General features: G+C 66.3%; 11 protein-coding genes. 7 read left to right on the top strand and 4 right to left on the bottom strand.

What is annotated here, in order from left to right:
• Positions 1 to 43: 43 nt before the first annotated feature.
• Entirely contained in the window at positions 44 to 3,346 is a 3,303-nt protein-coding gene (locus ASF31_RS01040; RefSeq protein WP_369814626.1) for a class I SAM-dependent DNA methyltransferase, read from the bottom strand.
• Positions 3,347 to 3,570: 224 nt separating this feature from the next.
• On the opposite strand from ASF31_RS01040, the gene ASF31_RS01045 reads away from it, so the two are divergent.
• From ASF31_RS01045 to ASF31_RS01070, 6 genes are all read left to right on the top strand, one after another.
• Positions 3,571 to 3,903: a PadR family transcriptional regulator gene (locus ASF31_RS01045; RefSeq protein WP_200918547.1), complete on the top strand. Its 333-nt coding sequence runs from the start codon at positions 3,571 to 3,573 to the stop codon at positions 3,901 to 3,903.
• 26 nt (positions 3,904 to 3,929) lie between these two features.
• Entirely contained in the window at positions 3,930 to 5,042 is a 1,113-nt protein-coding gene (locus ASF31_RS01050; protein WP_055752915.1) for a hypothetical protein, read from the top strand.
• 72 nt (positions 5,043 to 5,114) lie between these two features.
• Positions 5,115 to 5,816: a hypothetical protein gene (locus ASF31_RS01055; RefSeq protein WP_055752916.1), complete on the top strand. Its 702-nt coding sequence runs from the start codon at positions 5,115 to 5,117 to the stop codon at positions 5,814 to 5,816.
• Positions 5,809 to 6,018 (top strand): helix-turn-helix transcriptional regulator, encoded by a 210-nt coding sequence (locus ASF31_RS01060; RefSeq protein WP_017504712.1) that lies wholly within the window; start codon positions 5,809 to 5,811, stop codon positions 6,016 to 6,018. The genes ASF31_RS01055 and ASF31_RS01060 overlap by 8 nt, the downstream gene beginning before the upstream one ends.
• 58 nt (positions 6,019 to 6,076) lie before the next feature.
• Positions 6,077 to 7,168, top strand: a complete 1,092-nt coding sequence (locus ASF31_RS01065; protein WP_055752917.1) for a bifunctional transcriptional activator/DNA repair enzyme AdaA — start codon at positions 6,077 to 6,079, stop codon at positions 7,166 to 7,168.
• Positions 7,152 to 7,679, top strand: coding sequence for a methylated-DNA--[protein]-cysteine S-methyltransferase (locus ASF31_RS01070; protein WP_055752918.1), 528 nt, complete (start codon positions 7,152 to 7,154; stop codon positions 7,677 to 7,679). The genes ASF31_RS01065 and ASF31_RS01070 overlap by 17 nt, the downstream gene beginning before the upstream one ends.
• On the opposite strand, the gene ASF31_RS01075 is transcribed toward ASF31_RS01070, so the two are convergent.
• A complete protein-coding gene (locus ASF31_RS01075; RefSeq protein WP_055752919.1) occupies positions 7,676 to 8,386 on the bottom strand; it encodes a LamG-like jellyroll fold domain-containing protein in 711 nt (236 codons plus the stop codon). The genes ASF31_RS01070 and ASF31_RS01075 overlap by 4 nt on opposite strands.
• 109 nt (positions 8,387 to 8,495) lie before the next feature.
• Here ASF31_RS01075 and ASF31_RS01080 point away from each other — a divergent pair, with 109 nt between their 5' ends.
• Entirely contained in the window at positions 8,496 to 8,894 is a 399-nt protein-coding gene (locus ASF31_RS01080; protein ID WP_017504716.1) for a host attachment protein, read from the top strand.
• Positions 8,895 to 8,934: 40 nt separating this feature from the next.
• On the opposite strand, the gene ASF31_RS01085 is transcribed toward ASF31_RS01080, so the two are convergent.
• Together ASF31_RS01085 and ilvA are read right to left on the bottom strand one after the other, a co-directional pair.
• Positions 8,935 to 11,142: a methyl-accepting chemotaxis protein gene (locus ASF31_RS01085; protein WP_055752920.1), complete on the bottom strand. Its 2,208-nt coding sequence runs from the start codon at positions 11,140 to 11,142 to the stop codon at positions 8,935 to 8,937.
• Between the two features lie 69 nt (positions 11,143 to 11,211).
• Complete coding sequence (ilvA, locus tag ASF31_RS01090; RefSeq protein WP_055752921.1) at positions 11,212 to 12,726, bottom strand: threonine ammonia-lyase, biosynthetic; 1,515 nt, start codon at positions 12,724 to 12,726, stop codon at positions 11,212 to 11,214.
• Positions 12,727 to 12,841: the final 115 nt, after the last annotated feature.

Here is a 12,841-nt window from a genome sequence, read left to right on the forward strand (position 1 = left end):
GGATGTCTCTCGCCATAGCGCGCCGGTGGGCGGACGGTTGCCGTCAGGCGGCCCGCGCCGCCGCCCACCGACCGTCCGGCAGCCGTTCGGCGTGGCCATAGCGGTGAAGGGTGGCCAACACCCGGCTAATCCGCGGTTCCAGTCGAACGCCGCCGCTGAAGCGTCGCGCCAGTTCGGGCGGCGCGATCGGGCCATCGGCGCGCAACAGAGCCTGCACCGCCAGGGGCTGGGCGTAGCGATCCGTGGGAAAGGCGGGACGCTTGGCTGCAAGTGCGGGGGCGCTGTCGATCAAGATCAGGCTGCGATTCTGGGGCGCAGCCGCGCCGGCCTGCCGCTGTTGATAATCCGGTCGCAGCCAATGGATCCGACCGGTCGCTTCCTCTTGAGCGCGGGCTTGGTTCAGGGCGACCAAACGCACAACCACCGCCTCGGCCGAAAGTCCCTCGGGCCATCCATAGGCGCGGGCCGTCAATCGATCGATGGCGTCGTGCAGGTCGCGCAGGATAATGACGAGGCCGCACTGCTTGATCGCCTTAGCCTTGGCGTCTAGCGGCGCTCCGCCTTTGACCTGCTCAAGGCAGTTGTAGAGTGCCGTCAGGGTCAGGTCTGGGTTGTCGGCCAAGACGGCGCGTCGGTGACCATCGAGCGCTTCGCCTGCCGCCCTCAACCGACTGCGTATGGCGTCATCCATCAGCGGAAAGGGGAAGGGGTCGAAACAGCGAGACTTGGTGTAGCGCGGGCGGTCCTCAAGGACGCCGCCGCTTGCAGCGCACCAAGCCAAATGGGCCGAACTCGACAGAACAGCCAAGGTCGCCGCATCTTTGTCCGCGATGCAGACGAGCATGTTGTCCGCCAGGATATCGGCGTCCAAAAATTGGAAAATCCGGTGCTTGGCCGTTTCGACCGTGGCGATATAGCGTGGAAGATTGGCTAGAGCGTCACGTTGGTCGGGCCGCGGCTTGCCGAAAAGCCACCATTTTTCGCAGTAGGCCCGCGAATCCGTCGTCGGCGATTTCTCCATCTGAGTTCGACGATCTTCGCGAACCGTTTCCGCCAGATGCTGGTAGGCTTCGGGAAAGCGCAGGCGAAGGTCGTCGGCCGTAAGGCCGAAGAAATCCAGCACCCGGGCGTTGCGGGACTTGCCGGTCAGGTCGCGCCCGTTGCGATACGGCCGTATGTGGCGTTCAATTCCCGGCCTCTTGCCCAGGCCCAGGCGATGCGCCTGATCGTGACTGATGATGAAGCCGGCGCCGTGCAGTTTGACGCCCGGCGAGCAGATACCGGCTGACGCCTTGAGCGCCAGGGCCTTGGTGACGTCGGCGCCGACGGTCAGATCGGAGTTGATGCGGCCATAACTGGCAGTCAGTTCGATGACGGGCTCGTCGGTGTCGAGCGCCGATTCCGACACGCGTGTGAGCACCCTTCCGTCGTGGCGACCGGCCTGGACCACCGTCATGGCGATGCGGACGGCGGCGCTATCTCTACTGGCCTTGGTCCAAGGATGATCGGGCACGGCCTGGATCAGGCTGATCGGCCGAGGACCATCAAGCCAACGTTCTATAGTGCGGCGTTGGAACACCTGGGTGATCGAATTGGTCGTCACGAAGCCGAAGCGACGCAGCATGGTTCCAGGTCGCGTCAGGATGTCTGCGGCCTGATCCCACCAGTACATCACCAGATCCGCGCTCTCGTTCATGCGCGGATGCGCCGCCCACAAAGCTTCCGCATAGCCCGGATCCAGTCTCGAGCGCAGATCCTTGCCGCCGATGAAGGGCGGGTTGCCGAGGATGAACTCCGCCTGCGGCCATGTGGCCGGTCTTGGGTTCGGCCACAACTGAACCGCCACCCCGTCGCGATAGCCTGTCACCACATCCGGCGCGCCGTCCCAGTCGAGCGCTGCGTCTATGCAGCGGATATTGCCGTGCGCCCTCAAAATGGGTTCGGAGGGGTGGCCGGTGTGGTTGCGATAATGCTGTTGCAAGAAGCCGATCCACAGGACGACATCGGCGATTGCGGCTGCGCGCGGGTTCAACTCCAGGCCCAGGAACTGACGTGGGTCCACCGTATCCAAGCCCAACGTATCCGATTGGCCCAGGTCCAGCAGCGTCTGAAGAACCTCGCCCTCCAACTTCTTCATCTGTTCCAGCGCGACATAAAGGAAGTTGCCGGTGCCGCAGGCCGGATCCAGCACGCGCGTTTTGCACAGGCTTGAATGAAAGCTCTTCAACAATCGGACGGCGCCACTCAGGTCGCCTTCGTCGCAGGCCATTTCGACGCTTTGCTGAACCTTTGACCAATCCGCGCGCAAGACTTCCATCAGCGTCAGTTCGACCATATGTTCGACGAAGCGGCGGGGCGTGTAGTGCGCGCCCAGTCTGCGCCGTTCGATGGGCTCCAGTGCGTGTTCGAGCAGACTGCCGAAGATGGCGGGTTCCACGTCTCTCCAGCTTTTGGACGCGGCCAGGATCAGCCGGCGGATTTCCGGCGCTCCGAGCGGAAAGGCGCGCCAGTCCGCGAAGAGGTTGCCATTAATATGGGGCAGGTAGTCGCCGAAGCCCGAATAGAAGCGCTCCGACCGGTTCTTCTTGTCGAAGCGGACCCACATGTCTTCCATCATCGGTGCGAACCGCGCCGGGGACCGGACGCAATCTTCCAGCAGTTCGATCAGCTTCGGCTTGGGGATCAGATCGACGTCGGCGGCGAAGATTGTGAAGATGCATCGCATCAGGAAATGGGCTGCATCTTGAGCGGACACCCCCTGGCGCTCCAGCCGACGCGAGATAATGCTCAGTTCGTCGGCGATCTCGCGGGTGACCGCCGCCGAAATCCGCGCGGGGTCCAGACTGTGCGGGTCCGTCCAGATCGCGCGCAGCCGGGCCTGGATTTCAGGCTTGGCGAGATCGGCGTGGGTGAAGCGATGGCGCAGCCGGTCGGGAAAGGGCGCATAACCTCGGCCGGTGCCCGAAAAGTCGGACCAAATCTCGAAGGAATGCGCCAGGTCACAGATGATGACGAAAGGCGGCGCGACATGATCGGCCGGCAACATGGACACATAGGCGAAGGCTTGGGCGCGGGCATTGCGGATCAGTGTGTCCCAGCCTGGCCCATACGCCAGCGGGGTCAAGGCGGGCGCATCTCCGAACGGCAGCAGTTTGGATGTTTCGGACAGGCGTGATTGTTTGGCCTCCAGCACGAAGCAGCCGCGTTTATAAAGATCGATGCGTTTCGGATGGCCCATTTCAAAGCTCGGGCGGACTGCGCGTTCAAACACGTAATCGTTGTGCAGCGTCGTGGCGCCTGCCGGATCGGGTGGGGGGAGGTCAAGGGCTTGCAGCAGGCCGAGGATTTACGGCGCAGTGTTTGAGCGCTCTGCGCCGCCTTCGCTGTTCGCCCAAAAAGCGATGAACTCTTCCAGGTGCATGCATCCTCCGCGCGAGCGAAAATACAGAACACACGCATAAATAGAAACTGCAAGTCGGTGGGTGAAGTTGTATTAGCTTGACTCTCTCACACAGTATGCCGCATACACTGTGTATCACACACTATGTGACGTAACGGAGGTGGCGAGTGATCGAGAACGACGAGGCGTTGCTGTTCGAGAGTCTGCGGCTGGAGCTGCGGCGAGGGTCGTTGATCCTCGCCGTACTGGCCAGTCTCAGGCGCGAGCAATACGGCTATTCGCTGCGGGTCGCCCTGGGCGAGGTTGGGGTCGAGATGGAGGAGAGCACCCTCTATCCGCTACTGCGCCGGCTGGAGAGCCAGGGGCTGCTGGACAGCGAATGGCGCGAGGAGGAGCGGCGCAAGAAGCGGTTCTACCGCCTGTCGCCGCGGGGGGAGGCGATGCTGGAACGGCTCGCCGTGGAATGGCGCGGCCTGTCGGCCTCGCTGGAGAAGATGCTGTGAACATCGGGAAAGAGGGAGAGACCGGCATGGACCTGGTCGAACGTTATCTGAAGGCCGTGGCGGCTCAGCTGCGGAAGGACAACCGCGACGACATCGTCGCCGAGTTGCGCGACGAGATCATGGGGCGTCTGGAGGCGCTGGAGGCGCATCTGGGCCGGGCGCCCACCGACGACGAGGTCGAGGGCCTGCTGCGCGAAGTCGGTCACCCGCTGAGCGTAGCGGCGCGTTATCGCCCAGGACCGCAGGCGCTGATCGGGCCTGAGCTTTATCCGTGGTGGATGTTCGGGCTGAAGGTCGGGCTGACGGTCATGGCGGCCGTCACCCTGATCGGCCTGGCGGTGCGGGTTCTGGTCGGCGACGTCTATGTGGGCCAGGCGATCGGGCAGGGGATCGCCAGTCTGATCAGCGGTGCGATCACGGTTGTCGGCCTGCTCACCGCCGTCGGCTTCGTGCTGGAGCGTCAGTCTAAGAAGCCGGACTTCATCGCCAAATGGCGCGTCAAGGATCTGGGCCTGTTCGAGCTGGGTGGCGATTTCGACGCTGAACAGTGGGGACAGAAGCTGGCGAACGGCGACTGGTCGGGCCGGAATGCGGGTCAGGCCAAGTCGGGCCGCGCCGTGCGCAAGAGCGCCGAGATGTCGCCCGTGGCGCGTGCGGTGGCCAGCGCCATCGGCTGGACCGTGGTGCTGTTGTGGTGGACGGGCCTGTTGCAGGTGGCGCCGATCCGGCCGGAGGAACTGGCCGGTGTCGTCGACGGCGTCGATTACGGGCGCATTCTGGCCGACATGGTGCGGGTCGCCTATTGGCCGGTCGCCCTGTTCGCCGCCTGCCGTATCGGCTTCGATCTGATGCGAGCGGCGTCGGGCGGCAATGTGCGGGTCACGGCGCTGGGCGACCTGGCTTTCGGGATCGCCGCCGCCTGGGGCCTGCTGTGGGTCTGGTTCTGGTCGGCGCTGTCGCCGCTGATCTGGGTCGGCAGCGTCACCGATTTCGTGGATCGGATTCGGGTTCTCATCGGCCGCTCCGGCGACGATGTCGGCGGGGTGGCGACGATCCTGATGGTCGTGGTCGTCTGGGCCTTCGCCGCAGAGGTGGTGCGGGTCATCCGCGCGGCGGCGCGACTGGTCGTCGGTCGATAAGGCGACATTCCCTCTTGACGGCGTGTAACCTATAGGTGATATGTCACCTCAAGGTTACTTCAGGAGGAAGTCGTGAACAAGGACGAAAACGCTGCGGTTCTGCGGGTGCAATCGAGCCGGCGTCGATACTGGTGGGGCGGCGTCGCCATGCTCGTCATCGGCGCCGCCGCCATGGCTGGCGGAGCGGGTTTCGCGCTCATGCATGGAACAGAAGGCGACCAGGCGACGACGGCGGGCGTGGCGGCCGGCTTCGGCTTCGGGCTGATGCTCATCGGCGCCATGATGGCCTGGTGCGGCCGCCCCGGTCAGCCGATCGATGTGGCGGAAAGCCGTGACGGCGCCCGCCGCGAAAAGCTGCAGCGGGGGCGCACGCAACAGCTGGTCCTCTATCCGTTGGTGCTGCTGCTGTTCATGGCTCAGGCGCATCTCGCCATGCAGAGGGTCCTGGGCGGCGACCACAACCTCGGCGCCTATGTGCAGATCTTGCTGCCGGTACTGTACGGCTGGCTGATCCCTGTGCTCGTCATGGGCTGGGATTGGAACGCGCAGAAGAACCGCCGCTTGATGGAAGACGAGCTGACGCAGGTTCTACGGGCGCGATCAATGATCCTGGCCTTCGTCGTGCTGATGGGCGGGGTGACCGTAGCGCTGGGTCTGGGCCTGTGGCGCGCGGACTATGGCGTGCTGGCTCTGCCCTATGTCCTGGCGCTGGGCGGGGCGTCGGCGGGCCTGCGGTTCGCCTGGCTGGATCGCGAGGCCGGTCGCGATGGGTGATCCCAGGCTCGGCTCGCGGCTGAAGGAGGCGCGCACCGCCGCAGGCCTGACGCAGCAGGGGCTGGCCGACAAGGCCAGCGTCTCGCGCAAGACCATCAACACGGTCGAGAACGGCGTCTTCGTGCCCTCGACCGTGCTGGCCCTGGAACTGGCGCGGGCCCTGGACACGACGGTGGAGGCCTTGTTCTTCCTGAGAGACTGATCCGATACATGTCCGAAAACCGCGAGACATCGTCGGGCGGGCGGCGCATCCTGCGGGCATGGATCAGCTGTTGGATCAGAAGGCCTGCTGGCGCGCCGTCGTGGCGCGGGACGCCCGTTTCGACGGGCGTTTCTTCACCGGCGTGACCTCGACGGGCATCTACTGTCGGCCCGTCTGCCCGGCGCGGACGCCGAAGCGCGAGAATGTGGCCTTTCACCCCAGCGCCGCAGCGGCCGAGGCGGCGGGCTTGCGGGCCTGTCTGCGGTGCAGGCCCGAGACGGCGCCGGAAATGGGCGCCTGGCGCGGCACGTCGAACACTGTCAGCCGCGCCTTGGCCCTGATCGAGGCGGGGGCGCTGGATACCGGAAATGCGGAGGCCCTGGCGACACGTCTGGGCATGGGGGAGCGGCAGCTGCGCCGCCTGTTCCGCCAGCATCTGGGCGCCGCCCCGGTCAGCGTGGCCCAGACACGGCGCGTCCTCCTGGCCAAACAGCTGATCCACGAGACCGACCTGTCGATGGCCGAGGTGGCGATGGCTTCCGGCTTCGGCAGCGTGCGACGCTTCAACGAGACGTTTCAGGCCCTGTACGGCCGCGCGCCGTCCGAGCTGCGGCACCGCAAGGTCGAGGCCGAAGCGGGCGGGGTGATCAAGATCGGTCTGTCCTATCGCCCGCCCTATGACTGGGACGCCATGATGACGACCTTGGCGACTCGCGGCGTCGCGGGCGAAGCAGTGGTCAACGGCGCCTGGACCCGGCGGCTGCGCCCCGACGTGGATGGCACGGACGGTGCGGTGACGGTGCGCCCCGCTCAGCCGGGCAAGGCGGCGGTCGAGGCGGGGATCGACAATCTGAAAGCCTTGCCGGGCGTGCTGGCGCGGGTGCGACGCGTGTTCGACCTCGCCGCCGACCCCGAGGCGATCACGCGCGACCTGTCGGCCGACCCCGTTCTGCGCGCCGCAATCACGGCCGGGCCGGGGTTGAGACTTGCGGGCGATTGGATTGACACTGGCGAGGATGCACCCAGCGACCGGCTGGCGACGACGGACGCCGCGCTGCTGGCGCGCGCCGAGCGGTGGCGGCCGTGGCGGGCCTATGGCGCACTCTACTGGGCCCTGAGCGAGGAGCGGCGAGATGATCAAGCAGCCTGACATGCATCTGACCCTGGATCGCATACCGTCCCCTGTAGGCGAGATGCTGGTCGTCACCGACGCCGACGGCGCGGTGCGGGCCTTGGACTTCCACGACTACGAAGCCCGTCTGCGCCTGTTGTTGCGCCGACACTACGGTGAGGTCGTGCTGACCGAAGGCCGCGCTCCGGAGCCGGTCCGTCGGGCGGTCGAGGCCTGGTTCGGCGGCGAACTTACCGCCTTCGACGCCATTGCGGTCCGCACCGGCGGCACGGATTTCCAACGCGCAGTGTGGAAGGCCTTGCGCGACATCCCGACCGGCGAGATCCGCACCTATGGTCAGCTCGCTGCGGCCATCGGCGCGCCAAAGGCCGTCCGCGCCGTAGGCCTGGCCAACGGCGCCAATCCGGTCGGCGTCATCGTGCCCTGCCACCGCGTGATCGGAGCGAATGGAACGTTGACCGGCTATGCTGGCGGGCTTGAGCGCAAACGCTGGCTGTTGGCGCATGAAGCGGGCGGCCGGCTGCTTTAGCCCCGCGTGAACCGTTCGGGCGGCAGGGCGGCGTGGGTGAAGCGGGCCTGACGCACCGCGCCCTTGAAGTAGTTCACGCGGTTGATGCGGCAGCCGACCGAGGCGCGGCCTGGCCCTTGCGGCGTGAACGGCACCGGGTGTTCGCCCTGCAGAACGCCGTCGACATAGGCCCGGTACAGGACGCCGTCGAAGGTTTGCGCGACGTGGAACCACTGTCCGCACGGATGGAGCCGCTCGGGAAAGATCAGGGTGTGGTTGTAACCGGGGCCGCGCGTGAAGGCGTCCAGGTACCAACGGTCCTGAACCACGCGGATCTCGAACAGGAAGCGCGTCTGCGACGGCGGCTGATCGACCGGCGCCTCTTCGGCGAGATGAAACCAGCGCTGTTCGAAGGCGCCGCCGTCGGGTCGGAACAGGGCCTCGAAGGTGAAGGTTTCGGCCCCGGCCAGCGGATGCTGATTGATGAACAGGGCGTCGTCCACGCCGTCGAACTGAACCGCTCGGCCAAACGGACTGTCGATCAGGCTCGGCGCGCCCTCGACGCGGGTTTCGATCCCCCCGATGTCGGTGAGGCGATCGAAGGTCCAAATCGACTGGCGCGGCGACGCAGCCGTCATGGTCGCGCACCCCGGCAGGATCGCAGCCGCGGCGCCCGATGCGCCCAGGGCCATCAGGCGGCGGCGGTCCAGCGGCAGGACGTCAGGCATGGTTCATCTCCCGGCGGTTTTGTCGCGCGACACTATGGGATCGGCGGCGCGAGGCAACGGCCTGCGTCCCGGTTCGTTGTCTCGATCCCTACAGACTGGAGTATCGACGATGAAACTTTCCAATGGCGCGCTGGTGGCGGTGGTCGATGGCGAGAAGCTGGCCCTGTTCAAGAATACGAACGCTTCGGACATCAAGCTGACGCCGCTGGAAACCCCGGCCATCGCGGATCGGGTTTCGGGTTCGGCCGGCCGCCGATCCAATGAAGCCAACCCCGACAATGACACCCAGGCCGAGGACGGTTTCGCCATGGGCGTCGCCGAGGTGCTGAACAAATGGTCGGTCACCAATAAGATCGACGAACTGCTCGTGATCGCAGCGCCCAAGACGCTCGGCGAACTGCGCAAGCATTGGCACAAGGACCTTCAAGCCAAGCTGGTCGGCGAGATCGCCAAGGATCTGACCGGCCATTCCAGCGATCAGATCGCCGCCGCCATCGACAAGGCGTGAAGATTGTCAGACGGGCTCTAATGTGGCGCCCGTCGCTTGATCAGGCGGCGCGTCTCGACTGCGCCGCCTGACCCAGGTCGAAGCGGCTGATCAGACCCTCCAGTTCGCCGGCCTCGTTCGTCAGGGCGTGGCTGGCGGCTGTGGATTCCTCGACCATGGCGGCGTTCTGCTGCGTGAACTGGTCCATCTGATTGATCGCCATATTGATCTCGCCGATGCCGACCGACTGTTCGCGCGTCGCGGCGGCGATGGAGCGAACCAGGGCGTTAGCCTCCGCCACTTGGACAGCGATGGCGCTGAGGCTATCGCGCGTCAACGACACCTGGTCGGATCCGCGCTGCACATTGCTTTGCGACAGGGCGATCAGCGCCTTGATCTCTTTTGCGGCGCTGGCTGACCGTTCGGCCAGGCCCCGCACCTCGGATGCGACGACGGCGAAACCGCGTCCGGCTTCCCCGGCCCGGGCGGCCTCGACGCCGGCGTTCAGGGCCAGCAGGCTGGTCTGGAAGGCGATCTCGTCGATGACGCCGACGATCCGGTTGATCTGGGTCGAGGATTGCTCGATCTGCGACATGGCGCCGATTGCGTCCTGCACGACGGCCTCGCCCTTATCGGCCGCCGCCTGAGCGGCCTGAGTGATGTCTCGGGCGCGCTCGGCGTTTTCGGCGCTGCTGCGCACCGTCTGCGTCAGCTCGTCCAGCGCGGCGGCGGTCTGCTCCAGACCGGCGGCCTGCTGCTCGGTGCGGCGCGACAGGCTGTCGGCGGCGGCTGCGATGTCCTGACATCCGCCGCGCATCGACTGGGCCGTGGTCCAGATGCCAGTCATCGTCGTGTGCAGTTGATGCAGGGCGGCGTTGTAATCTTCCGGGATGCGACGCGTGTCGGCGGTGAAGCCCGCCTCCGGCATCCGCCAAGCCAGTTCGCCGGCGGCGAGGCGCGACAGACCTTCGCCCAAAGTCTCGACGGCGCGGGTTTGCGAGGCGGCGAAAAGCTCGGTCTCTTCGGCGTGCCGGCGACGATCTGTCTCGGCGGCCGCACGTTCGCGCTGTTGCTGGTCGCGACGGGTCAGACCGTCCGCAAGCTCGATCCTGAACCCTTCGAGCGCCCGCGCAATCTGGCCCAGTTCGTCGGCCTTGTCCGCGCCGGCCACGGGGATGTCATAGCGTCCATCGCTCATGGTCTGCACATCGGCCGTCAGACGCGCCAGTGGGCGTCGGATCAGACGGTCACTGGTGATCAGAAGGGCGACGATGATGGCGGCGATGATCAGAACGCCGCCGACCAGAAGCATCAAGGCCAACTGCCGCGCCGGGCCCTCGATCGTCTTGACGGGGATGTCCAGCACGACGGCCCAGGTCGCCTTTTGGCCGGGCAGGATCACGGGCTGGACCAGACGTCGAACCGGCTCGCCGTTCACGCTGACGCCCTCGACCGCCTGGGCTTGGCGTTTGGCGATGACGTTGCGCACGATGTCCGCGCCAGCGTCCGCATAGGCTTGACCTCGCACTGCGGCGTCCGGATGGGCGACCCAGACGCCCTTGTTCGACACCAAGGTCACGCGGCCTGTGCCCAGCGGTTTCATCGCCGCCAGACGCTGCGACAGGTTGGCCAAGGTGATATCCAGGCCCGCGACGCCGATGATGCGGCCGTTGGCGTGCACCGGATAGGCGACCGAGGTCATCGCGACCTTGCCGCCGCCAATGTTCTCTTCGTACGGTTCGACCACGACCGGCGCGCCGCTGGCCATCGGCTCGGTGTAATAGGCCTGTTCGAAGTCCGAGCCGTCTGCCTCAGGTTCCAGGGAAATCTGGCCGTCGCGGCGCACCCAATAGACTGAAAGTCGTCCGTTGACGTTCGAACTGGTCGCCGCATCACCAATGTGGGCGGCGTCGGCGCCGACGGCGTCAGGGGCGGCCATGAACCAGGCGCCCATGACCTGATCGGTCGCTTCGGCGTTCGGCTTGACCAGGGCCATATAAGCGGCGCGGTCGGTCAGGCCCGTCTGTCGTGCGGCGCCCAGGGTTGCCGCCAGGGTTTTGGCGCCCGTGCCCGCCGAGACGATCTCGTTGCGGATTTCTTGCGAGGCCTCTTGCGCAGCGCTTTCGGCGTACCGGCCCGCCATGTCGCGGACGATCGCGCCGGAATAGGCCGTCACGCCGATGGCCGCGACGATCATCAAGGCGCCGATGGCGAGCCCCGCCACGACGGCGAGCTTCAGGGCGATGGACAGGCGATTGAACGCAGACATGACGGGCTCCGTAGGCCCGCGCTTATGCGCCCCGTTCCCCAAACACCCCGTTAAGGCGGCGCTACGTAGTCATGCGCCGTCCAGAAACAGCCGGCACGCCGGATTGGCGGTCTCATCGACGTAAGGGTAGCCCAGATCGGCCAGGGCGGCGGTCAGTTGGCCCTGTTCCCGGGGCGGTACGCTGATGCCCGCCAGCACCCGGCCGACGTCGTCGCCGTGGTTGCGATAGTGAAACAGCGTCAGGGCCCAGGCGGGCTGGAGGCTGTTCAGGAACCGCAGGAAGGCGCCGGGGCGTTCGGGGAACTGGAAGCGCAGGATGCGTTCGTGGAGCAGGCCGACAGTGCGGCCGCCGACCATGTAGCGGACATGCAGCTTGGCGGTCTCATTGTCGCTCATGTCCTCGACGGCGTAGCCGCCCGAACGCAGGGCCGCGATCAGGTCGTCGCGCTCGTGCGGACCGTTTCGCAGGGCCACGCCGACGAAGATTTGCGCCTGCCCGTCGCCGGACCAGCGATAGTTGAACTCGGTGACCGAACGACCGTCCAGACTGTCCAGGAATCGACGGTAGTCGTCGCGGTCGTCCTTCATCGCCACGGCCAGCAGCGCCTCGGCGCCCTCTCCGATCTCGGCCCGTTCGGCGACGTGGCGCAACCGGTCGAAGTTCAGATTGGCGCCCGAGTTGATGGCGATCAGACTGCCGCTTCCGGGGTGGGCGGCGGCCCAAGCCTTCAGCCCCGCCAATGCCACGGCGCCCGAGGGCTCGGCGATGGCGCGGCTGTCGTCGAAGATGTCCTTGATCGCGGCGCAGATGGCGTCGGTGTCCACCAACACGATCTCGTCCAGCAGATCCTTGCACAGCCGAAAGGTCTCGGTCCCGGCTCGACGCACGGCGACGCCGTCGGCGAACAGGCCGACCTCGTTCAGGGTCACCACCTCGCCGGCGTCGATGGCGGACTTCATCGTCGGGGCATCCACCGGCTCGACGCCGATGATCCGGGTCTCGGGTCGTAGGAATTTGACGATGGCGGCGACCCCGGCGGCCAGGCCCCCGCCGCCGATGGGCACGAAGATGGCTTCGATCGGGTCGGCGTGCTGACGGGCGATCTCGAGGCCCACCGTGCCCTGGCCCGCGATGACATCGGGGTCGTCGAAGGGATGGATGAACGCCGCGCCGGTCTGGCTTTCCAGGTGGCGGGCGTGGGCATAGGCCTCGTCGAAACTGTCGCCGTGCAGGACCACCTCGCCGCCCAAAGCGCGGACGGCCGCGACCTTTATGCCGGGGGTGGTGGTGGGCATGACGATGGTGGCGGGAATGTCGCGACGTGCGGCCGCCAGAGCCACCCCTTGCGCGTGATTGCCGGCCGAGGCGCAGATGACGCCCCTGGACAGTTCGTCCTCCGACAGGCCGACGATCTTGTTGTAGGCGCCGCGGATCTTGAACGAAAAGACCGGCTGCAAGTCCTCGCGCTTCAGCAGGACGGGCCGGTCGAGCCGGGCCGACAGGCGGCGCAGCGGGTCGAGGGGCGTTTCCTCCGCCACGTCATAGACGCGGGCGGTGAGGATGCGGCGGATGGTGTCCTGCATGGAAATGCTGCGGATAGGCGCTTGGAAGCAAAGAAGTGGGCTGCCGTCTAGGCGATATTCGCCGAAATGGGAACGGTTTTTGCAAATCTTTGTCTTCGGTGGCGGATAGGAGGCG

The organism is Brevundimonas sp. Leaf280, from assembly GCF_001422455.1.
GTDB lineage: Bacteria > Pseudomonadota > Alphaproteobacteria > Caulobacterales > Caulobacteraceae > Brevundimonas.